The sequence below is a fragment of the Lentzea sp. NPDC059081 genome, from assembly GCF_042738015.1.
Lineage (GTDB): Bacteria > Actinomycetota > Actinomycetes > Mycobacteriales > Pseudonocardiaceae > Lentzea.
On the sequence record NZ_JBHYGW010000008.1, the window covers coordinates 176344 to 199434 of the forward strand.

Below are 23091 nucleotides of genomic sequence, written 5' to 3' on the forward strand. Positions count from 1 at the left end.
AAGAGCATCATCGGGGTGCTTCAGCGTCAGGATGGCATTCGACAACTCACCCATCGCCGGACATCCCGCCTGCTACTACAGCGAAGACGCTCAGATCGGTGACACCAAGGGTCACGGCATCGGCGACAAGTGGTTCGGATTGCGGCCGGACGGGGAGAAGGCTCGGCCGTCCGCACCGGTGACGCGTGACGCCGACGACAACAAAGTCGAGCTCTTCGATGTCGCGAATTTTGGCAAGGGAGGCCCGGGAGTCCTTGATCGGACTTGGCTGCCGCAACGTCTCCTCGGACAACACCGCGTCGTCGGTCAAGGTCACGTTATGGTCCGAAAAGGACTGCGCGGACAAGTCGCTCACGACGACTAGGGAAGTCCCTGACCTGTCGAAGATCAATTTGGACGACACCGTGTCGTCGGTGACGTTCGGCCGGTGACGGCGATGATCCGCCGACCGCCGCTCTCCTTTGGGCATCGGCGACTACTGCGGTCTCTACCACAGGTGCACCGCTCGGTGCGGTGTGTCCACTGTGGATTGTGGATTGCCTTGCATGTGATTCTGGACAAGCAGGACCGTGCTGCCGTCGGTTGACTGTCAATTCGGCTTAGTCGTGATGTGTGGATCCATGGATGCCATCGGTGTTGGCGTGGCTTCGCGATCGCTGCACGGCGTGTCGCCGCCACTGTCCAGGTGGCAATCCGTGCTGACGGCGAAAAGCCGCCGCGAACGCATAGGGCGAGGCGTAGCCGGTGCGGGTCGCGATCTGCGTGAGTGTCAGCTCGCCATCTGTTAGGTGATCACGGGCCAGTGTCATGCGCCAGTCCGTCAGGTACTGCATGGGTGTCTGTCCAAGTGCGTTCTGGAAGTGACGGGCGAAGGTGGCACGGGACAAGCCGGCGGCAGCAGCGAGTTCAGTCACCGTCCATGCCCGCTCCGCGTGCGCGTGGATGGCGTTGAGAGCGGGGGCCAGTCGTGCGTCGGACGCGGCCCTGTACCAGCGAGGAGCATGTTCGCCACTGTGGAAGCAAGCACGCAGTGACAACACGAGCAGCACGTCCAGCAGCCGGTCGAGGACAGTCTGCTGTCCAGGCGCAGCGCCGGTGAGTTCGGAGGAAATGAGCGCAACGGCGTCGTGCAGCGGGTTGCCGTCGGTGGCTGGCAGGTGCAGTACCGGCGGCAGGGCCTCCAGCAGTCCGCGGCCAACGTCACCAGCGAGCACGTAGGCGCCACACAGGAACGTGTGCACCTCTTGTGGCGGGGCGAGCGCGTCGTCGGCGTGCTGGACGCGGAATTGCTCTGGGACCAGGCACATCGCGCCGGGCTCGTGCGCGACGAAATGATCAGGGCCGCCGCGCACCAGCGCGACGTCACCCGCCGCGAGTTCAACGGGCTCGGAACCGTCGAGCCACAGCCACATCCGGCCGCGGACCAACGCGTGCACCGCGAGCTGGATCGAGCCGGGCAGCCTCAGACCCCAGGGCGGCTGCGCCACCGACCGCGCGAATACCCCGCCCGAGGCGCGCGCCCGCATGAGGTGCTCGTGCAAGACGTCCATGGCGCGAGTGTCGTACGTATTCGATTCCGGGGTCAAGCTCATCAAGACTCTCAGCTCGCCGTGCGTGACCGAAGCGCGGCAGTTGGACGGCGTCGACATGTGGAGTGCCTCGACGGACTGGTCGCTGATCACCGGCATGAGCGCCATCGACCCGGGGATGTAGTGCGATCACGCCACTCAACGCGGCACAATGAGCGTCCAGCACAACAACTCGAGTGTTTCGCGCATTGAAACGTTCATCGGCCTGGTGGAGTCTCATGCCATGACCAACGCTTCACGGTGTTCGAGTATGTGGTGTCCGTGCCGGGCTATCCGCGGCGCGTAGAGGGGCGGCACGCCGTCGCAGAGCTCTACCGCTCGTATGGCCGGTTCATGCGACTGCGCAGCTCCGACGACCTCGATGTCCACTGGGATCCCGCGAAGTCCGTGGTCGTGCTGGAGTACCGGGTACACGGAGAAGCCGTGCACACAGGCCGTGCCTACGACAACCAGTTCGTCTCCGTGATCACGATCGAGAACCGCAAAGTCGTCCGCTGGCGCGACTACCTCGATCCCGTCGCGATCTTCAACGCGTCGGGATGGCCCACCGCCAGCGCGCAGCAGACCGGTCGGCGCCAGCGGCCGGAACATGTCGCTGTCATGGCAGATCCTGCACGACATTTTCAGGTGTTGAAGCCTTGAGCCCGGGCACTTCGAGTCTTGATCTTCTGCAGCGGCGTTCATGCTCGGGCAATTCCGCCCCCAACGCCCCCAGAACTCCGCCGCACATGACGCATGCCAAACCGAGAGGAAATCCCACATCAACTTAAGAAATCTCTGACTGCAAAACCCGGAGATAGTTCAAGCCGAGAATGCCCGGAAAAATATCGTCGAATAATTCGACGGCGTTGCACGAGGGAGAAACTGCGCCATGCTCAAAACCGCAACCAAGAAGCTCGCAATGACCGCAATTCTGGCGCTGAGCGTACTGCTCACCGCTGGCGCGGCTATCGCGAATGCTGAACCCAGCGGTTACCACCAGGCTTTCGAATGCCACAACTTCGGTGGCGGAGTTCAGTGCTCGTAATGACGGAGCTGCATCCGCAGCGAATCCGTTGATGGCGGCATTCCGCAGTATGCCCCGCCTGCGACTAATCGTCGACCTAGACCTGTCTTCTTCCGGCGGATTACTTCTTTTGAAAGTCTTGCTGGATGGCCTTCTCTGAGGTCGGGGCTAACGTTGCTGCTCGCTCGGTTATCGCGAGCGAGCGACTATCCGCTATCGCCAGGCGTCGATAGTTGTCGAATCAGCTCCATTGCGCTGACTTCGGAGCTGATTCGACACAACTATTCTGTCGTGGAAACCCCGCATGGCACTTTGCGGCAGTGCAGTTGCGGTGACTCAAGATTCAAGATTCTTGCTCGAAAACGAACCGTGAAGAGCATGAAATCGAGGTGCTGGGAGGAGTTCTTCGAGCTAAGGCCGTCCGCCGTGATTCACCTGCTGTTCATGGTGTTGTACGACTGGGATGACCGAGATGCGCCGTGCCTCCTCGAACGGATTCACTGAAGTATCGGCAGGGTCGGATTAGGTGTGCAACGCGATACCGTGCAGACGCTTGATCGACCTCGCATCTGCCGAAACGCGAATCGATGCTGTCGAGTGGCGCGTCAGGCCCCTTTTGACGCGAACACTCTGCCAGTCGCAGGCGGTTGACCATGGCAGGTCGGCCGCCTGGTCTCATAGAAAGTCTTTTGGAATCATGCCTTTCAGCACTGCTCTGGCCCCGCTCACGTCGGATGAGGCGGAATCAGCCCGTGAGGCCGAAGAACTTTACAGGATGGTGACCGCGCACCGAGTCTCGCAGACGTTACGTGCTGCGGCCGAGCTGAACGTGGCCGACCACGTCGCCGACGGCGCCGTCACCAGCGCGGTTGTGGCCGAACGTGCAGAAGCTGACCCGAACGCAACTCGCCGCCTGCTGCGAGCCTGTGTGGCACTGGGCGTGCTCTCCTACAACAAGGACAGTGGATTCGGGGTGACGCCCCTGGGACAGCGGCTGCGGGCGGGCGTGCCGGGATCACTGCGCGAAGTAGCACTCGTCCAAGGCGCCCCAGGGCACTGGCTGCCCTGGGGCCGCTTTCCGGAGGCGATCCGCACTGGCACGAGCCAGGCAGAGCGTGCGCTCGGAATGGACATCTTCGAGTACTACGCGTGCAATCCCGCCGAAGTGGCGGGATTCACGCGTGGGATGACAGCCAGGACAATCGCATCCGTTGACGACATCGTGGCACTGCTCGATCTCGACGGCGCGAAGCGGGTCGTCGACGTCGGCGGTGCGGCAGGCGCTCTGCTGATCTCTCTGCTGCACGCGCACCCAGAGATCCAGGGAGAGCTGCTTGACTTGCCACACGTCGTGGACAGCGTGCGGCTCACGGCCGACCAGAGAGAACTGGCCCACCGATTCTCCGTCACGGCCGGGGACTTCTTCGTCTCCGTTCCCGAAGCCGACTACTACCTGCTGAAATGGATCTTGCACGACTGGGACGACGACCGGTGCGTCAAGATCTTGCGCAACTGCCGGGCCTCGGCGCACGCCGGTGCACGCCTGCTTGTGGTCGAGACGCTTGTCGGTGAACTCGGTACACCGGATCCCGCAGCGCTTCTGGACATGAACATGCTCGCGCTGAGCTCTGGGAAGGAACGAGATCTGGACGAGTTCGACGCGCTATTCACAGCCAGCGGCTGGAAGCGCGTATCGGTCGCGGCAACCCACTCGAGCTGGTCGCTGATCGAACTCGAGTTGCAGTAGCCGGCGACATCGATCGAGTCCTGCTCGCCTGCTGCCGATGAAGCGCTTCAGGCAAGCGGTGTAACAGCGATTGAGGAGGTGAACGGAATGACGATTCGCCGGACCGCGCTGGCCGGCGCCGCGACCGGAATGCCCTGTTGGGTGTCATCGCGGTGGGGCCCGCCGCGACCGCTGACGATCTGCCAGGCGCCCGCCTCTACACCGATGCACAACAGACGGGCAGCATCTTCCAGTTCGACACGGTGACGACAAAGTCGGCGTGTGCCAGACCTTGCCTGAGCCAGCACTGTCGTACACAGTGCTGGCTCGACGGAGGATATTCGTCTACTTCAACCCCGGCTGCGCCCCAGGCAAGCCCGGCGCGCCGCATCCCGACGGTGTCTACATGGGTTTGAGTTCTCTCTCGGGCGGCGACTTCATCTATCCGGCCGATGGGAACGCCGTCGATCTCGCTTTAGGAGTTCATCACCGATCGCACCCTGCCGTCGCGCACGGCCATCTCGAACGGCGGCAGCACCACGTCCGCGAGCTCGCGCGCGCCGATCGCCACCGGTGCGAGGTTGCGGCCTGCTCGGGACGCCGAGTACCCGGCGAAGTGCTTGAGCGTGGCGACAATTCCTGATCCCTCCAGGCCGTGGACGTACGCCGTGCCAACGGTTCCGACCAGGTACGGATCCTCACCGATCGTCTCCTCGGTGCGGCCCCAGCGGTAGTCGCGCGTGACGTCGAGGACCGGTGCCAGCCCCTGGTGCACGCCGACCGCGCGCATCGACTCGCCGATCAGGCCCGCCATCTCCACCACCAGCGCCGGGTCGAAGGAAGCGCCCCAGGACAGCGGTGCCGGGTAGGTCGTCGCCTGCCAGGCAGCGAACCCGGTGAGGCACTCCTCGTGCACCAGCGCGGGAATCCCGAACCGGCTCGCCGCCACGATCTGCCGCTGCGACAGCGCCAACGACCGCGCGCCCGCTGCGGGAGTCACCGGCCGGGTGCCGAACGGACGGGTGAGCTGACCGAGGCCGTTGGCGATCACCTCGGGCCACGCCACGGGCTCGCCGGTCATGTCCGACTGGCGAGGCACCACGGCCCCGCCGGAGGGGTCCGCTCCCACCCACACCCCGACGAGCTGGGCGAGCTCGTCCAGGGTCATCGCGGCGACGAGCGCCTCCGCCCGTTCCGGGTTGGACGGTGAACGTCCCGCCACACGGGTATCTCGCCGTCGGCGCCCCCGGTCATCCTGTCCGTCATCGACCAGGCACCTCCGATCAAGCGTCGTGAACAAGGCGAGAGTGTCGAGATTAATTCCTAAAATTTGGTCTGCGGAGGTGACCGTATGGTGAAGACGTGGGGCGTCAACCGCTCACCTGGGCTAATTGGCAGATAAGTCCTTTTTAATCGTGTCGTTTCGCCAGGCCTGGGCGGATTCATCGGCCGCCAATCGGGTCATTTTGTTAACCATTGCCCAGAGGGCCGTCGTGCGAGAACGCTGCGGCAAAGTCTCGTAGTCGCGCACGAGTCAACGGCGCCACGTCAACCAGCCGAAGGTCCGCTCGACCGTCCAGCGGCGCGGAAGGACATGAAACCCCGTGGCGGCAACACGGTTGACAACCTCGACGCGAACCCCGTGGCGGAGAACGGAGTCGTTGCAGCCACAGTCCACCCAAGCCGTGGACACATCCGGATGCGCGGCAAGCCAGTCCAGAATCTCCTTGCCCGCAGTCGAGTCCGGGACCGACGCGGCGGTGACGACCACCCGGAACGAGTACCGGCAGGTCACCGAGTAGGTGAGCGGTGCGCGGGGTGTCGTAGCCGGCGTCCAGCACCACCAGGATTTCCGGATCGCCCTCGTGCCGGTGTCCTGCGGCGATCAGGTGTTGCATGTCGCCGCGGACCTGCGTGGTGATACCGCGACGAGATAGACGCCGGGCGGCAATCGGGTCGCGTCGAGCGTGGCCGTCCACGAGGTCCGGCCGGTCTTCAGGGCGGCCACGACGGAGTACGGCCAGTTGGGGAGCATGCGGTGTTCGCTCTTGCTGCGTCCGTAAGTGTGGCAGAACGACGGCCTCGGGGAGGTGCTGGCGTCGGGCCGCAGTCAGGGCGGCACATCCGCCGCCAGCGCGATCCGTTCGTCCGCTGCTTTCGGCAACCGTTGCGCGGCAAGGAGATTCCGCAGGCGGTCGTAGTCGACCCGGCCGTTGTTGATCGCGTGGTAGAGGTCACCGTGGCCTTATCGGTGCTCCGGCGCTAGGGATAGTCCGACCAACGTCCGGACCGGGCTGTCGGTGCAGAGCACGGCGCCGGTCAACTCGAACAACCCGTCCGCCCGCGTGGTTAGACAGCGGTCGAACTCCCGGCGATCGTCCTTCTGTCGCAAGAAGATGCTCAATCAAGGGTGCACTCACAAGCACATAGGGGTACGTCTCACCACCTGCTTCCTCAAGAGACAAGTTGAGACCCGCGCCAGCACGAAGTTCACGCCGCTCACGCTCGAAGGATGAGCGCCTAGCTTAATAATTCAAGTGTTCTGCGCATTGATACGCTCATGAGACTGCTGGAGTCTCATATCATGACCAACGCCTCACAAGGTGTTCTCGTGCTTGGCGGTACCGGCCGTTCCGGTTCTCGTATCGCCAAGACGCTGAGCACTCAGGGATTGTCCGTGCGGACCGCGTCGCGCAGCGGCAGCGATGTCGTGTTCGACTGGGACGACCCGGCAACTCACGGACCCGCCCTCCACGGGGTCGACCGCGTCTACCTGGTGACGCCGGTCGCGCGCACCACCTACGCCGGCCAGGTCACGGCATTTCTCGACATGGCGGAGAAGGCCGGAGTGAGGCATGTGACTTACCTCAGCACCTACAACGGAGATCAGGCGCCCGCCGAAGTCGACATCGGCGCCGTCGAGGCGGACCTCGCCCACCGAACCGGGTTCACGCACTCCGTCGTGCGCCCTGCGTGGGTGATGCAGAACTTCAGCGACGAGCACCTCCCGGTCATCGACGGCGCGATCACCGCACCCACCAAGGGAGGCAGGGAAGCATTCGTCGACGCAGCCGACATTGCCGCCGTCGCGGCCGCTACCCTGCTCGCCCCCGAGGCGCACGCCGGCGCGGTGTACTCCCCGACCGGTCCTGAGGCGCTCACCTTCGCCGAGGTTGCCGAGATCATCTCGTCGGTTTCAGGGAATCAGATCGTGCATCGTGACATCGACCAGGAGACCTGGATCAGCCTTCCGATCGACGCCGGATTTCTTCCGGCGGAGTATACGGTGATGCTGCGGTGGCTCACCGGCGCCATCATGTCCGGCAACGGCGCGATCCCCAACGACGACGTCGAGAAGGTCACCGGCAAACCCGCCACGAGCTTCCGCGAGTTCGCCCAGCGCAATGCCGACACCTGGCGCCCCGGCGCGAAGACGAGCGCGTGACCGTCCACGGCATCGCAAGCATCGAAGATTTCGACGCCCTCAAGCCGTTTTTTCGCATCGTCGAGCAGGGACTGCGCGATCATGCTGACGGCGACCACTTCTTCGACCTGCTCGCCGACGACACGGTGTTCGAGTATGTGGTGTCCGTGCCGGGCTATCCGCGGCGCGTAGAGGGGCGGCACGCCGTCGCAGAGCTCTACCGCTCGTATGGCCGGTTCATGCGACTGCGCAGTTCCGACGACCTCGATGTCCACTGGGATCCCGCGAAGTCCGTGGTCGTGCTGGAGTACCGGGTACACGGAGAAGCCGTGCACACAGGCCGTGCCTACGACAACCAGTTCGTCTCCGTGATCACGATCGAGAACCGCAAAGTCGTCCGCTGGCGCGACTACCTCGATCCCGTCGCGATCTTCAACGCGTCGGGATGGCCCACCGCCAGCGCGTAGCAAACCGGTTTTTGCGCGGCGTCACCCCGCGCAAAAACCGGAACGCGCCACCATGCCGCCGCGACAGTGCTTGCTGATGCGAACCTTTCTCTTCATTGCTCTGATTCAAACAGGGTCGTTTTCACACTCGGCCAGATCGTGGTATGTCAAATTCGATACGGCTGCAGACATTGAATATTCTGATCTCTCAAAGGTGCAGGGTTCAGGTCTCATGGAGACAATCCAACCGCGGACTGGATTCGTGCCTTATGGATCACCATTCCTAGTGCAGGAGAACGATGAGCGCCACGGCCGAACGTCCCCTGGTCGCGCCGGCGGTGCTGAAACTGGCCCTCGTGCTCGGCGGGCTCACCGCGTTTGGGCCGCTGTCGATCGACATGTACCTGCCTGCTATGCCGCAGATGGCCGGGGACTTGCACGCCGCGGACGCGACGGTCCAGCTCACGCTGACCTCGTTCACCATCGGCCTGGCACTCGGCCAGCTGGTCGTCGGCCCGTTGTCGGACTCCCTGGGCAGGCGCCGCCCCCTGCTCATCGGTCTCGCGCTCTACGCCGTCGGCTCCGTGCTATGCGCGATCAGTCCCACGAGCGGCGTGCTCATCGCGGCCCGCACCGTCCAGGCCATCGGCGCTGCCGCCGCCCTGGTGATCACCAGGGCGATCGTGCGCGACCGGTACTCCGGCGTGGAGATGGCCCGATTCTTCTCCACTCTCTCGCTGGTCAACGGCGTGGCCCCGGTGCTGGCACCAGTCATCGGCGCCCATCTACCGACCTTCATGTCGTGGCGAGGCGTGTTCGTCGCCCTAGCCGTGATCGGATCCTTGCTGCTGATCGTCTTGATGCTGCTACTGCCGGAGTCGCTGCCCGCCGACCTGCGCACCCCTGCGCGCCCCGGAGCCGTGGTCCGCACGTACGCCCGCCTGGTCACCCAGCGCTCGTTCGTCGGCTACGTCCTCGTGTCCGGCCTGTTGTTTGCGGCGATGTTCGCTTGCATCTCCGGCTCCTCGTTCGCCCTCCAGGGCGTCTGCGGCCTGAGCCCGCAGCAGTTCAGCCTGATGTTCGGCCTCAACGGCGCCGGCAACATCCTCGCGGGCTTCGTCAACAGGAGGCTGGTCGGCACGTTCAGTGAGCACGCCCTGCTGCACTCCGGTCTCCTGTTCGCCGCCGTGTCCGGCCTCGCTGTCCTGGCCGCGGTGGTCCTCGGTCTCGGCCTGATCGGCCTGCTGGTGCCGCTGTTCTTCCTCTACTCCGCCATCGGCCTGGCGATGCCGAACGCCACATCGCTCGCGCTGGCGGACCAAGCCCGGTCGGCCGGTTCCGCCAGCGCGCTGCTGGGCGTGCTCCAGTTCGTCATCGGCGGCGGTCTGGCCACCCCGCAGGTGGGGGTCGGCGGCCCCGGCACGGCGCTGCCGATGGCGGCCGTGATCGCCGGGTTCAGTGTCCTCGCGCTGCTCGTCTCGCTCGCGTTCAACCGGCCGCGAACGGTCGTCGTCTAGGACTGGCCGTGGCGCACACCGCCGGGTGAGTCCGACGGCGCCGAAGGCCGCCATAGCCACTCGGCTCTGGCGGCCTTCCTCAACTGCAGGTCGTCTTGCATTTCATTTGAATCGGTAGGTATCACCACGATTGCGGAGGGTGGTCATGGAGATGACTGAAGCGCTGGAACTGCCGCTGAACATGCGGCGTAACGGGTTCGACCCGGTCGCGGAACTTGCCGAGGCACGCGACAATGAGGGTGTCGTGCGCGTGATGACACCGTTCGGCAAACTCGCCTATCTGGTCTGTCGCTATGACGATGTGCGCGAAGTGCTATCGGATCCGACCAGGTTCAGCAGCGCCCGGTCACCGATTGCGCTGCCTGCAACCAGCGCATCCGGGCTCAGCGACGAGGAGCAAACGCGGATACGGGCCGGGAACTTGATCGCTCTTGACCCACCGGAACACACGCGGCTGCGACGGATGCTCACGGCCGAGTTCACCGCCCGCCGGATGCGCAGGCTCGAACCGCGGATCGTGGAGATCGTCGAGGCTGCCCTGGACGATCTGGAGCAGGCAGGCAAACCAGCCGACCTGGTGGCGCATTTCGCCCTCTCCGTGCCCTCCCTCGTGATCTGCGAGCTGCTGGGAGTGCCCTACAGCGACCTCGCCGAGTTCCAAGACCGCACCAGGCGGTTACTGGACGTGTCCCTCCCGGCCGAGGAGCAAATCGCGGCCCAGCGCGAAACTCGCAAGTACATGGCCGACCTGGTGGCGCAGGCCCAGCTGAACCCCGCCGAGGACATCCTGGGGATGCTGGTGCGCGAACATGGTGACGACCTGGACGCCGACGAACTTGTCGGCGTCGCCGGACTGCTCCTGATGGCCGGGCATGAGACGACCTCGAACATGCTCGGCCTGGGTACCCTCGCTCTGCTGCGCCACCCCGACCAGCTGGACCTGATCCGGAACGACCCGGCGAGGGTCGAGCCAGCCGTCGAGGAACTGCTGCGCTGGTTGTCGATCGTGCAGTCGATGCCGCCACGCATGACCACGACCGAGGTGACCATTGCCGGGCACACCATCCCCGCAGAGTCGCTCGTACTGGTGTCTCTGTCCGGAGCCAACCGTGACCGCGCCTTCATCGGCGACCCCGACGTCCTCGACGTCACTCGCGGAGCCGCCGGACACGTTGCCTTCGGTCACGGTCTGCACCACTGCCTCGGGGCGCCGCTGGCGCGGATGGAGATGCGACTAGCCTTTCCCGCGCTGCTACGCCGTTTTCCCGGCCTCGCCCTCGCTCAACCCTACGACGAGGTGGCGTTCAACAGCTTCAGCGTGGTGTACGGGCTGAAGTCCCTTCAAGTCACGTGGTAGGGAAGACAGGCTTCTGCATGATCGTCATGCGTCATCGCTCGGTGATGACGCATGACGGCCGATCAGCTGCCAGACGCCGCTCAATATGCGCGACCGCACTTGATCCGCAGTCAAGCGTGCCGAACTGCGTCCAAAGTTCCTGTTTTCGCAGTTCAGCGGCCTGCGAACCCTGACTGGGGGTCAAGGGGTCGCAGGTTCAAATCCTGTCGTCCCGACGGCTAAGAGGGTTCTCGCAGGTCAGATACTGCGAGGACCCTCTTTTTGTGATCTTGCCGAGTTCCGCCGGGTCAAGCACGCCGCTCATCGACCCCTTTACTCGGAGGGCTTTCACAATGCCTCTGCTGGACCTGAACAAGCTCTCAATCGGCCTCTCCAAGACGTGGACGGGCTATCTGCGTGATTGGGACCGCACGCTGCGATCCGCGAGTCATCCAGAGACCACTCGCTACAACTACCTCCTGGCTGCCGCCCAGCTCGCGCGGTACCTGGCCGAGTACTCGCCCGACCCGGACGCCGACGATGCTGCCGACGACCCGTGTGAGGTGACTCGTGCGCACATCGAGTTCTTCCAGGCGTGGATGATCGAAACCCGGTCGGGGGCCACGGCGCTGAACAAGCACAAGGGCCTGCAGCAGTTCTTCAAGTGGCTTCAGCTGGACGAGGAGGACATCGACCGCTCACCGATGGAGCGGGTGAAGCAGCCGAAGCCGCAGAAGAAGCTCATCGCCGTCATCCGCGACGACGACACCAAGAAGGTCCTCGGTACCTGCAAGGGCAAGGACTTCGTCCAGCTTCGCGACGAAGCCATCATCCGGCTCTACTACAACACCGGCGCCCGGCTATCCGAAGTCGGCAACCTCAGCCTCGACGACCTCAGTCAGGACACGGACTCGGTGCACTACCACGGCAAGGGCAACAAGGACCGTCGCGTCCGGTACGGGCCCAAGACCGCACGAGCGATCAGCCGATACCTCCGCGCCCGTGTGAAGCACAGGGGCGCCGAGCTGCCAGACCTCTGGCTCGCCGACCGGGGCGGCAAGCCGCTGAAGCCCAACGGCATCAAGATCATGATCAAACGCCGTGGACTCTCCGCGGGGCTGACCGGAGTGCACGCGCACCGGTGGCGGCATAACTTCGCCCATGAGTGGAAGCGCGCGGGCGGCGACACTGGCGATCTGATGCTGCTGCTTGGCTGGACCTCGGAAGATATGCCGCGCCACTACGGCCAGAGTGCTGCAGCAGAGCGGGCCCAGGAGACGCAGCTGCGAATGGGGATCGGTGAAAATGTCTGATCAGTAGCTTAGAAGGCCACTAAGGGACGAGCTTCACGTCAAATTTGCTGTTCCGCTTCCGTGGGAATCCGGCGACCACACGAGCCGCCTTAAGGTGGCGAAGGATCAATTGATGGTCGTCGTCCATCGGAAGATCGAACCTGAGGTTGCTGCGGTTCGCGAAGTTGCTGTAGGGCTCTCCAAGCTGTGCCAACACGTCGATGATGGCTGGTACCGGCGGCAGCGGCGATGTGGTGGCCAGCAAGCGAAGTGTGAGGGAGCGATCGCGGGTGTTGGCTGCAATCCGGCGCAGCTGGTCGACAGCGACGGTTCGCTGTCCAGCGATCGCGTAGTGGCCAGCGGTGGAGAGGACCTCCATGTCGTCGTTCGGCAGGTACTGCTGGAGTTCGTCGATGATCTTGTCACCGATGGGGCGAGGTATCACCTTGCTTCGGAGTAGTTCGCCTATGAAGCCAGCGAGCAGTTCGGGGTTCATGAACTCGGGGAACGCTTTGGATTTCACGATCGCGGACTCCACGGCCGGCCAACCCGCGCTCCGGAAGTGAGCGAACGCCACAGCTGAGTCTTCGATCAGCTCGGTCTCGAGCAGGAGCGCGAAAAGGTTGCCGGCAACAGGTTCGACCTCGTCGGGGGCGATGTCCTCCTGGAGGTTCAGGCTTACGGCCAAAGTGACCCGCTGCTGGGGGTCGGGGATCACGTCAGCGGCGTTCAACACCTTGACGGCGACGGTGGCTGCGAGGTCCGGGGTGGTGTCGTTGGTAATCTTTCCGGCCTCCACGAGCAAGCGTGCGAGGGCACCGTCGATCGTGCCGACCGAGGTGCTGTAGGCCTGCACGTTCGTTGTGGTGGATTCGAAGAGGCGGTGTGCGGCGAGGTCTGGCCAGCACTGTTCGGGAGCGGCGTCCAGCTGCTTCAGCCGGCTTTCGGGTGCGGCCATGGAGATGAAGGTCCGGAGTTCGTCGGTCTTCCAGCTGTTGACGGCGGTGGTGAGAACCTCGACGACCGCGGTTTCGGTAAGGGCGACATAGGGGGTGAGGTCATCGTGCTTGACCGCTTCGAGGAATTCCCGTTGGCTGGTCAAGCAGTAGTCGGATACCGGCGAGTTCTCACGTACGGAGTCGAAGCTGACGTCTCCGGCGGTTCCAAGGGCAGCCCGCAGGTTGTCCGCCGTGAGTGCGTAGAGATGCCAGCCGACGAGCGTGTCCCGCATCGCACTGTCCAGTCCGGCTAGGCGGGAGATGACGACGTCCGCCTTCGCGATCAGCCCCACGACCTCGTTCGTGACGTTCTGGGGCTGAGGAGCAGTGAAGGCTTCCATTTCGAGGTAGTGCTCGGCGATGTAGTCGCGGACTTCGGGCCTGAGCTCGTACTTGGTGCTGCTTTTGCACCCGCGGAGAGCGGCATCGACGAGCGATGGGCGGACGTCTGCTGGGATGCTGTCGTCGCTGACGAGATGTGTGAACACCTGCAGCCATGGGTGTCGACTCAACAGGGTTGCGAACGCCGGTCGCTGAGTGCCGGAGTTGAGGTACGCCTTCAGGAACTCTTGCGCCTCGGCGCCGAAGACAGATGCGACGGTGGCGGCGATGTCCGTGGCGCCGGGATGGTCTCGCTCGAGAAGGTCGTCGAGCACGGCGACGTTGTAGGCGCTGATGGTCTGTAGGAAATCGGGTGGCGCCTCGGTCAGCAGGTTCGCGACGGCCGAAGGGCTGGTAAACGAGTGATCGATGCTCATCTTGTTGGGCTGCACGGTCTGTACGAGGAAGTTGGCCACGTCGACGCCGGTGAAGTCGCCGTAGAACTGTGCCGCGTAGAGAGTGAAGTTGCGGTCGAGGTACCCGCGGCGTACGAGTTCGCGGGCCAGTTCTGACTGCATGGCCTCGTCCACCATCTGCGAGAAAGTGCGTTCACCGTCCTCCGTGGACGACGTGAACCGGTCCTTGCCGACGAGGTCCTGGAAGTCCGCTCCGCGGACGAGAGCGATGTCGGCGTTGAGGGTCTCGAGTAGGTCCTGGCCTGCTCGTCGGTCGAACTGGGTCCAGTCTTCGGAATCGGCGACTTCGGGAAAGACCTCTGCGATCTGATCGCGGTTGAGCCGTGTTACGTCGACCGGTTGGTACCCCTGATGGGTGGCTTGGACTGCGATCTGGCCGGTTTCGGCTACCTGCGTCCAGAACGCTCGCGAGCTCACGCGGTTCTGTTCGTAAAGATCTGAACCGACGACGAATCGAATGCCTGACCAACCCGCGCTACCGGAGGCGCCTTTGGCGGCCAGGCCAAGGGCGACGAGGCGCCTACCCAGCTTGGTGGCCGCCCTTTCCACTGCTTTGGGCATCGTGGCCCTCGAAAGGATGTCGCGCTTGTGCTTCTCTCGCACGTCGATGGCGTGGCGCACCAGGCGTTTGTGGTGTTCGTAGAGGGTGTCGAGGTTGCTCTCTCGCCGTGCGATCTTCTCGAAATCTCGCAGGTGGAAGTTCTTGTAGGCGACGAGCGCGAAGAGGTTGGTCGCCGTCAGGCCTGGGGCGGTCTTGGTCGGGGTGAGCAGGCGTTCGGCGAACACCGCGTACTCGTTGCAGATGTTCTTCAGCAAGCGCATGTCGGTGCCGTACTGGGCGACCAACGCGATGAGGGCTCGGTTGATCTTCTCCTGCACGCCGTGTTCCTTGAGCAGGCCGTCCAGCAGTTCGCGAGCGTTGCGGTGCGAGATGAACGGCACGACAGGGATGACGACGTCGAAGAACTTCGTGCGGTTGGCGCGGATGGTCTCGGCCGCGGCGGTGTCGTCGGTTGCCTTCTTCGTGTCGGATCCCAGCTCCTCGAAGAGGCTGTCCTTGATCGCGTAGACGAACCGCAGGGGCACGTCCTTCCTCTGCCGCTTGGCCGTGGCGTTGAGCAGGGTGTTCAGCTCGCGTAGTGCCTCGAAGATGTGGGGGTCGTCGAACCGGTCGAGATCCTCGAAGAGGACGACGTCGTGTGGAGCAGCGTCGAAGAAGTAGACGATCTCTTCCAAGTACTCGTCGAAGTACGTCGCGGTCTGCTGGGTCAACTTGACCGTGGCGCCGGCTGCTGAGACGTCGGAGACCGACCAACGGCCGTAGATGAGCCGGCGCAGCGTGGCCAGCACCAGCACGGCCAGGAGAGCGAAGCCAACCCATGCCAGCACACGGATTGCTGTGGGTTGATTAGCTCCCGTGGCCGCGACCTTCGGGAGCAGGTTTAGAAACGCCAGGATTCCGCCGACGACGGCGACCACCGCCACGGCTTCCGCAAGGGCGCGCTTCCAGGACAACGGGCTGATGCGCTTGAAACGGGAGAAGGGGAAGTCATGAGGTGCTGTGCGGTACAGCAGCTGCTTGACGAGCTCCTTCTGGATCCTGTTGGTGAGGGTGGTGGTCTCCGATGTCGGTCCGAGCGTGGAGATCGCCACCCGCAGAGTCTTGTCCTTCTCGCGTTTGTCAACGAACTCGTCGAGCACGCTGGACTTGCCCGTTCCGTACCTGCCGGTGAGGGCGATGTTCAGGTTTCTCTTGTTCTGCACCGCTTCCTGGAGAAGGCGAAGATACGTCCCGTGTTGCTCGGCGACGTACCGCGAGGTCAACGATTCGAGCGACGCCTGCTTGGCCGGTGCGACCGGCGTCGTCGAGGTGGAACCGTCCAGTGGCTTCCCGCCGACCGCGTTGCTCATTCTGGCTCCACCTCGACACGACCCGTCCCGACTTGCTGATCTACGAGTGTGATCCGCCGGTTCCGGTTCGGTTGTGCGACTCGCCGATACGTTTCCTGCACCGCTCGTCAGCCGGTCTGATACGAGCACGCTTCGGTCACCAGTTGTGTCACTCGCGGAAGGCCCGGTTGCCGGCTACTGGGTCATGGAATGACAGTTACGTGCACCGGGATTCCGTAGGTCGTGAGCGTTGTCCACGCGGACACCAGGGTCGACCGGGCGAACGTGAAGAGGTTGCCCGCCGTGAGTGCCTTGTCACCGTGGTGGATAGCGAAGACCAGGCTTCCTGGACGTGTTCCCAGCCGACTTGCGCGCTCAGGGTCCTGCTGAGCAACGACCTGGCGGAACTTCTCCCACGTTTCGGGGTCGGTGAAGCTCTCCGCCGCGACGAGACCCTGGGCGAAAAGGTGGCTAAGCGGGCTCGACCCGGTGGCCGTGCTCGTCTTCTTGACATGCACGAGCGAATTGTCAGGGCCTAGCAAGTCGCACGCTTCGAACCCTTTGCGGTGCGCACGGGTCTTGACGAGCTTCCTGTCCAAGCACAGAAATCTGGAGTCGACGTCCGCCACGTGCTCGTTGTACGCGCCCTCGACGACAACGCCGCCCGAGTTTTTGGGGGCGTCTGACCACGCGGGCAGTTGCCATGGCGGAGGGCTGTCGAACGCCTTGTGTACGACGCGGTCGACGTGGCGGACGTACTCGTCGCCGAGTTCGTACCAGTCGCCGTCGAGCAGGATGTACCGGCCAGACGGGTTGACCACTTCCGCCGCGATCCACTGCACGGCGGGCATTCCGTCCGTCGCGCTGTGACCGGCTTCGTCGTAACCGTCGATCTGACCGCTGCGCAGCGCTTGTAGCCGTGCCGCAGCGGGGATGTCCCGCAGCGGAGACGCGAGATGGTTCAGAGTGAGGTTGTCGGTGTCGATCGCCGTGCCGTTCAGAGTGCCTTTGTAGCGGTGCACCTCAGGGCCGTCGAAGTACTTGGCGGGGTAGGCGACGCCCACCTCGCCAAGTGAGGCGGCTGGCTCGGCGAGCATGGTGACGACCGTGCTGTCGAGTTCTTCTCGGCGCTCGTCGCGGTTGGACACCCGGCGAACCCAGCGCAGCGGGCCGAGTTCCTCGGACACGGGATGCTCGCGGAGTACACGGCTGATCTCGCGGAGATCGGAGATCAGGCCGTCGCCGTGAACGCTCAGCGGCAGCTTGAGCGACTCGCCGCACTCGAGCCGCAGGCGCGGATTGCGTCGGTACCTCGTCTTGCGCATGTGCGTCAGGTTGACCGTAATGTCGACGCGGGCCATCGCGGTGAGCTGCCGCACAAGCTCGGCATGCTCGCGCAGGCCAAAGCTCCACAACCCCTGTCCACTCGGTACAACGTTGCGGTCCACGCGGGATTTGACGCTGAGAGCCCACCTGGTGACGTGTCTGATCTCTTCGTCGTCCACGACCCGGACCGCGAAATCGATGCCGAAGCCGCGGTCGATCGTGCTCTCGCGCACCAGACGCCAGCCCTGATTGAACGTCACAGCGAATGTCTCGCCGTCGAGGTCGACGAACAGGGCTGCCGAGGCCACGGTGCTGGTGAACGGGAGTTCGACCGTCGTGAGCGTGCGGACCATGGATGTCCATTCGAGCGGCTCCTCGTCCGACCAGCCCTCGACCAGAAGCCCGTTCATATCGCCGACGCGCACGTCGTGAAGGCGGAACCTTTGCTGGTCGTCTGTCGCACGTGCGCTGAGGTGGTCGCGCAGGTTCTCGCCGCCGAGCAACCGGTACAGGTTCACTCGGCGTGTGTCGGCCGGCGGGCTGGCCAGAGGCTCACCAATTACCACAGCGAGATACTCCGTCCGCCACGACGGCATGTCGTGGTCCGAACGGGCGGTCTGCATCACTCGATGGTGTGATGGTCGTTGCTGGGCAAAGGAGTTCTCTGAGAACAGGGCACCAAAGTGGACAAAGGGCAGTCGTTCGGCTCCGCAGTTGCCTGGACTCGGCCATCCACGTCGAACAGTTGGAGACGGCCCTGCGTCAACGTGCACCCCGCTCCTCACGAGCTGACCCTCGAGCATTGTTCCTGAGCGGCCAGCAGACGCAGTCGTCGGCGCAGGCCTTGGCCTTTTGCTCGAGCCGGCCGTGGCGGAAGAACCAGAGCAGTTCGGCAAGTCCGAACAGGACTGGGGAGAGCACAAACAGACCGGTGGTGGCCACGGCGACTCCGGCCGTGCCGAGAACTCATAGCGGTATCAGCAGCGGCAGCGCGCAGCAGCCGATGCACGCGAGGGCGGCGAGGAACGCAACCAACTTGCTTTGCTTCGGCGGACCCTCTTGCGAGGCTTCAACGGTAAGCGAGATGGACTGCGGGCCGGGGGACGCGGGGGCTTGCTCATGTGGGGCTCCCGCGAGGGAGGCGAGTGAGAAGGACGGGAGCGGGTAGTCTCGGCGACTCTTGCATCGCAAGCTCGTGGGGCACCGCAGTCGCAGCGACACAGCCCGCTACCTGACCGCCGATCTCGGCGACCCAGCGGTGGTCCAAGGGGTCCAGCCGATCCGACAGCGATACAGCCCGGCGCTTCCGGCAAGCGCGACTTGGTCGCCGCCGGGTGAGATGGCGCAAGCGTTCAGGGCGGCGTCGACCCGCAGGCATGACGCGAGTCGGTCCGGTGCCCCGCTGCGTAGGTAGGCGTGACTGTCGCTGCCGATCGCGACGACCGCGTTGCCGTCGGCGCTCACGTCGCAGTCGTAGAACGTGTCCGTCGGAAGCAGGGCGTGCGGGTGGGGTCGCCAGGTTTCCCGGTCCCAGATATGTATCCGGCCTATCCGGTCGCAGGTGACGGGTCGCCCATCGACCATACGAATGGCGGCGATCGGCTCGTCGCCAGCATCGTGGTGCGCGACCTGCATCGTCGCCAGGTCCACGATGGTCAAGGCGGTGTCGGCGGTGCCAACGAAGGCATGCGTTCCGCCCGGCGCGCAGGCCATGGCGGAGATGAAGTGGCCGACATTCACCTCGCCCGCGAGCCGCGGGGTACGGTCGGTCAGTTGAACCAGCGAGATCAAGCCGCCCGTGGCGACAACGATCCCCGCTGTCGACCATACGAGCGGACCTGCCCAGTCGTTCATCGCCGCATCGGGCCCTTGGTTCGGTGTGATCGCAGCCAGCGGCGTCGGCTCAGGTCCGATCGACCAGATCAGAAGTCTTCCGTCCTCGCCGTACGTGGCAAGCAGGGTGCCGTCGGGGCTCCACGCGAGCCCACGGATCTGGCCGTCGTGCCTTTTCCGGGGCCACGAACGGCCGTCGCTGGCTTGCACGATGCGGAGTTCGCCGTCGAGGCCCCCCGTGGCGACGAGCGAGCCTGATGGGTGCCAGGCGACACAGTACAAACCGGTGTCGGTGGACGTCGCCCGATCGTCGCTCAGACCGCTCCACAGCCGGACAACGGGAGAGTGGGCTGCCACCGCCAGCTGGTCGCCGCCAGGCTGCCATGCCACATCCCGTATCTGTCGGCCGTGGTAATCGAGTGTGGTGACGAATCCCAGTCGGTCCTCCCAGGACCGCCGCAGCGGGTCGGTTGTGGCGAAATGCAGCGCGCCGTCCTCGGGGCGGCCCCAGATGTCGACGTGACCGTCTCCAGTGCTGACGGCAAGTTGGATGCCCGAGTCATTCCACGCGGCCGCAGATCGCGCCAAATCCTGGTCGGCGGATCGCGCGATGAGCTCGAGGCTGTCTGGGTCCACGAGTAGAAGCGCAGGGCCGGTCGCGAGGACCAGTACGGAATCGCCCGAGGGGTGTCTGGCCAAGCCGCGGATCACTTGAGCCGGGGTCTCCGCCTGCTGGAGTACCGCCAGAGAATCGGCTGCGACGTCAAGGGTCGACAACTGTCCGGGGCCATCGATCCCGGCGGCTAGTGCCCGCCCGTCTGCTAGGAAGATCGCTGACTTGGCCCGGAGATAAAGCTGTGCGCTTTGGCGGAGACCTTCCAGGGTGCGGGTTTCCAAACCGTCACCCGTCGTGACCAACAGGTAGTCAGAGCCGGGAGCGAACCGTACGCTGCCGACCGGACCGGATAGCGGTTCGAGCGCCAGTACGTCGCCGAGAACCGGATCGATCAGCGCCACGAACCCGTCGCCGCCGGCGGCGATGTGGAGACCGTCCGTGCTCCATGCGAGCCGACCGGGTTTGCGGTCCGCGGGGAGGCGGACACTGAGCAGTTCGCGCCCCGATCGTGGATCCCAGACTCGGACCGTGCCGTCCTCGGACGCGGTCGCCAACTGGTTGCCGTCGGCTCGCCAGGCGAGAGCCGACACCGGTCCGGCGTGCCCGTGGAGTACCTGGCGAAGGCGTTCATCGGGAAGGTCTGGGAACGGGTGCTCGGCGACCAAGGCGTCAGCTAGCAGGTCCGCCGCCAGCCTTATCTCAGATCGGAGTTCGCGGTGTCCGACCAGGCGGCTATACCAGGTCGAGGCGACGTCCTCCACACGATCGAGGCCGACAACGACGTGGCCCTCCAGCGACAAGCAGCGGGCGAGCGCGGCCAGGAACGGATCGCGCGTGAACGCGGTGGAGCAGATGAAGGTGTCGTTGGCCAGGCCAGCCGGGCCCGAGCCGACCATCCGCGCCGCGTGGTAGCGCAGGTCGGACAAGGTCGATCGAAGTTCGTCCTCCAGGTTGGCGTTGACGAGCTGGTACGCGAGCAGGTTGACGAGCGCTGGCAGTCGGCGTGGCAACTCGTGCCAGCCGTCGGTCACCATCGTGCGGGCCGCCCCGACCAGGTCGGTGTGTCCTGCGAGGACGTCCGGCCAGCGGGAGCGCCGCAGGTAGTCGTGGATGACGTCATGAAGGTGCACCCCGTCGCGGGTGATCCCCTGTACGAGCGAGCGATCGGCGAGAGCCGCGCAAGTCCGGCGGACCTCAAGGCGGTCGGCGTCCCACAGGATCTCCAGCAACGAGAAATCGATCAGCGTGCCTGCCGGGAAGCAGCACAACGTCATCATTCGCCGGACGGTGTCCGCTCCCGCCGTGGCGGCGAGCTCGTCCAGGCTGAGTTCGAGAGTGCCAGCAATGGTCCGTTCCCGCTCGTCGGCGATCGCGTCGAGGCCAGCGACACCAAGGCGATCGAGTCGGGCGAGGATGTCGTCAACGATGTCGGCGACAGGCAGCGCGAATTTGTTGGCCATGCTCAGCAGTACGCCGTTGAGAAGGCTGAGCACGATCGGCCAGCGTCCGGAGCGCTCGTACAGGCGGAAGATTGTCGGCTGTGTCGCCGGGTCGAGCCCCGCTCCGAGAAGAGCCTGTGCCTGCGTCGGCGTCATCCGGTCGACCTCGATCCGGACGGCGTCCGGGGGGAGGCTGCGCGGCTGGCGCGTAGTCACCAGGAGCTTGCAGGTCGGTTCGCCGCGCAAGAAGGGGTCGAGATCGCGAGCGTTCCACACGTCGTCGACGACGATCAGAGCTCGCCGGTCTCGGGTGGCCTCGGCAAACGCGGCACCGGCCGCGAACACAGTCGAATAGCCTCGGGGCCGTTCGCCACTCAGCATGGCGGCCAGATCCGACAAAGCTCCGACGATCGTCTCCATCGATGGATCACGACCCAGTTCGACCCAGTGAATGCCGTCCGGGAACGCCGCCTGGACTTCCGGCGAATGGCAGGCCCAAGCGGCGAGGCTTGTCTTGCCGTATCCGCCGGTGCCGTGGACGGCGGTAGCCGATCTTAGGCCGACCGTGGTCGCCGAGTCGGCGTCGATCAGGGCGGAGATCAACAGACTGCCCTCGACTGGACGTGGAACGAAGTTTGGTGGGGGCGACGGCAGGGCCATGCCGCCGGGCCGGACCTTTTCGGCGAGGTCGGGACCACCGCGCAGCGGCGTGGCCTTTGCCTCAGCCAGGCTGTCTGGCACGAGAGCCCGGCCGAACTCGTCAGCGCCGCCGTCGAGTCCACGGACCGGTGAGCTGAGACGTCGAGCCTCGGCCATTGCTTTGGGAAGCGGCGAGGCTTCCTTGATCTGATTGCAGAGCCGAGTGAACCTGTCGATCCACTGTGGAATCTCGGCGCGTCGGCCGAGCTCGGCCAGCGCCAGCGCGCCGTCGGTGAGGAACGCGTCCTCGGGGGCGTCCTCCACCAGGAGCGCGAGCTCCCGGAACACACGATCGGCCTGGCCCGCCGTGATCAGCACCTGGAAGCGTTCGTGCTGGAACTCGCGGAGCTCGGTGGTCAGGTCGTGTCGGCGGTTCGCGGCCCACTGGCCCTGGACGTCGGCCAGCGGCTCGCCCGTCCACAGCGCTGCGGCCTGGTCGAAGAGATCGGGGTTCTGTCGTCGCCGCGCCTCGGCACGAAGCGCGCCGAACCGGTGGTAGTCCACGTCCGCCGGGGCGATGTGCAAGGTGTAGCGGCGGTCTCGACTGTCGTACCGGAGTGACTCGGGTTCTCCGCCTGCCTTCCGGATCGCGTTGCCGACGAGGTTCGCGTACTTGGCCAAGGTGCCCGGTGACTTGTCCGTCTGCTTGCTGGGCAACCAGATGTAGTCCACGAGCCTGTCAGCGGGCACGGGCTTGCCGGCGTTCAAGGCGAGGGCGGCCAGGACGCATCGCGGACCAGTGGAGGGCAGAGGGTGCTCCACGCCATGGCCGTGCACACCGACCTTGCCGAGCAGCCGTACCTCCACCAAGCCCTCCTGCGGCGTGAACCGATGTCCGATTATGTCAGTCCGTTCAGGTCGTACCGATGCTGTGACCCTTGGGTCCGTCGTGTCGTTCCGCAGAAAGTCGAAAAAGTTCGATCCGGGTCTGACCTGGGCTGTCTGTCATCTGTCCAGATTTCTGTCCGGATCGCCGTCACGAACACTGTCCGGGTTGATTCGGATTGTTCTCCCCGTCAGCACCACACGGATGGGGAGACACCGCATGAACAGGCTCGGACTGCACGTACCGCCCGCCGAGGAGGAGGACCTGCACCCGTGGGTGTGCCTGTCCGCATTCCAGCGGAAGGGCAGGTGAGTGCAGATGATCATCGAGA

The 23091-nt window shown here is 64.7% G+C and carries 14 protein-coding genes and 1 pseudogene; 7 read left to right on the forward strand and 8 right to left on the reverse strand.

Going from position 1 to position 23091, the window contains the following annotated elements; all coding sequences use genetic code 11:
* Nucleotides 1-46: 46 nt before the first annotated feature.
* Both ACFWV3_RS20595 and ACFWV3_RS20600 read right to left on the reverse strand, forming a co-directional pair.
* On the reverse strand, nucleotides 47-355 hold the full coding sequence (locus ACFWV3_RS20595; RefSeq protein ID WP_382412992.1) for a hypothetical protein: 309 nt from the start codon (nucleotides 353-355) through the stop codon (nucleotides 47-49).
* Between the two features lie 244 nt (nucleotides 356-599).
* Nucleotides 600-1697: a cupin domain-containing protein gene (locus ACFWV3_RS20600; RefSeq protein ID WP_382412993.1), complete on the reverse strand. Its 1098-nt coding sequence runs from the start codon at nucleotides 1695-1697 to the stop codon at nucleotides 600-602.
* Between the two features lie 132 nt (nucleotides 1698-1829).
* Between ACFWV3_RS20600 and ACFWV3_RS20605 the strand changes: the two genes are divergently transcribed.
* Nucleotides 1830-2231 carry a nuclear transport factor 2 family protein gene (locus ACFWV3_RS20605; protein WP_382412994.1) on the forward strand — a complete coding sequence of 134 codons (402 nt, stop codon included), beginning with the start codon at nucleotides 1830-1832 and terminating at the stop codon, nucleotides 2229-2231.
* A gap of 1061 nt (nucleotides 2232-3292) precedes the next feature.
* Complete coding sequence (locus tag ACFWV3_RS20610) at nucleotides 3293-4342, forward strand: methyltransferase (protein ID WP_382412995.1); 1050 nt, start codon at nucleotides 3293-3295, stop codon at nucleotides 4340-4342.
* Between the two features lie 454 nt (nucleotides 4343-4796).
* Here ACFWV3_RS20610 and ACFWV3_RS20615 read toward each other — a convergent pair whose 3' ends face one another.
* From ACFWV3_RS20615 to ACFWV3_RS20625, 3 genes and pseudogenes are all read right to left on the reverse strand, one after another.
* Nucleotides 4797-5543, reverse strand: coding sequence for a glycoside hydrolase family 3 protein (locus ACFWV3_RS20615; protein WP_382412996.1), 747 nt, complete (start codon nucleotides 5541-5543; stop codon nucleotides 4797-4799).
* A gap of 315 nt (nucleotides 5544-5858) precedes the next feature.
* A pseudogene (locus tag ACFWV3_RS20620) lies at nucleotides 5859-6116 on the reverse strand (transposase); the annotation flags it as partial.
* A gap of 90 nt (nucleotides 6117-6206) precedes the next feature.
* Nucleotides 6207-6431 (reverse strand): transposase, encoded by a 225-nt coding sequence (locus ACFWV3_RS20625; protein ID WP_382413098.1) that lies wholly within the window; start codon nucleotides 6429-6431, stop codon nucleotides 6207-6209.
* Nucleotides 6432-6905: 474 nt separating this feature from the next.
* On the opposite strand from ACFWV3_RS20625, the gene ACFWV3_RS20630 reads away from it, so the two are divergent.
* The 5 genes from ACFWV3_RS20630 (at nucleotide 6906) to ACFWV3_RS20650 (ending at nucleotide 12357) form a co-directional block, all read left to right on the forward strand.
* Nucleotides 6906-7766 carry an NmrA family NAD(P)-binding protein gene (locus ACFWV3_RS20630; RefSeq protein ID WP_382412997.1) on the forward strand — a complete coding sequence of 287 codons (861 nt, stop codon included), beginning with the start codon at nucleotides 6906-6908 and terminating at the stop codon, nucleotides 7764-7766.
* Nucleotides 7763-8212 (forward strand): nuclear transport factor 2 family protein, encoded by a 450-nt coding sequence (locus ACFWV3_RS20635; RefSeq protein ID WP_382412998.1) that lies wholly within the window; start codon nucleotides 7763-7765, stop codon nucleotides 8210-8212. Before ACFWV3_RS20630 ends, ACFWV3_RS20635 begins: the two co-directional genes overlap by 4 nt.
* Nucleotides 8213-8490: 278 nt before the next feature.
* Entirely contained in the window at nucleotides 8491-9708 is a 1218-nt protein-coding gene (locus tag ACFWV3_RS20640; RefSeq protein WP_382412999.1) for a multidrug effflux MFS transporter, read from the forward strand.
* A 145-nt stretch (nucleotides 9709-9853) separates the two neighbouring features.
* Nucleotides 9854-11065 carry a cytochrome P450 gene (locus tag ACFWV3_RS20645; RefSeq protein WP_382413000.1) on the forward strand — a complete coding sequence of 404 codons (1212 nt, stop codon included), beginning with the start codon at nucleotides 9854-9856 and terminating at the stop codon, nucleotides 11063-11065.
* A gap of 332 nt (nucleotides 11066-11397) precedes the next feature.
* Nucleotides 11398-12357, forward strand: coding sequence for a tyrosine-type recombinase/integrase (locus ACFWV3_RS20650; RefSeq protein ID WP_382413001.1), 960 nt, complete (start codon nucleotides 11398-11400; stop codon nucleotides 12355-12357).
* Nucleotides 12358-12376: 19 nt separating this feature from the next.
* Here ACFWV3_RS20650 and ACFWV3_RS20655 read toward each other — a convergent pair whose 3' ends face one another.
* The 3 genes from ACFWV3_RS20655 to ACFWV3_RS20665 all read right to left on the reverse strand — a co-directional run bounded on the left by ACFWV3_RS20655 (nucleotide 12377) and on the right by ACFWV3_RS20665 (nucleotide 22741).
* A complete protein-coding gene (locus ACFWV3_RS20655) occupies nucleotides 12377-16042 on the reverse strand; it encodes a hypothetical protein (RefSeq protein ID WP_382413002.1) in 3666 nt (1221 codons plus the stop codon).
* A 182-nt stretch (nucleotides 16043-16224) separates the two neighbouring features.
* Nucleotides 16225-17970 carry a DUF6119 family protein gene (locus tag ACFWV3_RS20660; RefSeq protein WP_382413003.1) on the reverse strand — a complete coding sequence of 582 codons (1746 nt, stop codon included), beginning with the start codon at nucleotides 17968-17970 and terminating at the stop codon, nucleotides 16225-16227.
* Between the two features lie 604 nt (nucleotides 17971-18574).
* On the reverse strand, nucleotides 18575-22741 hold the full coding sequence (locus ACFWV3_RS20665) for an NB-ARC domain-containing protein (protein WP_382413004.1): 4167 nt from the start codon (nucleotides 22739-22741) through the stop codon (nucleotides 18575-18577).
* Between the last annotated feature and the right edge of the window lie 350 nt (nucleotides 22742-23091).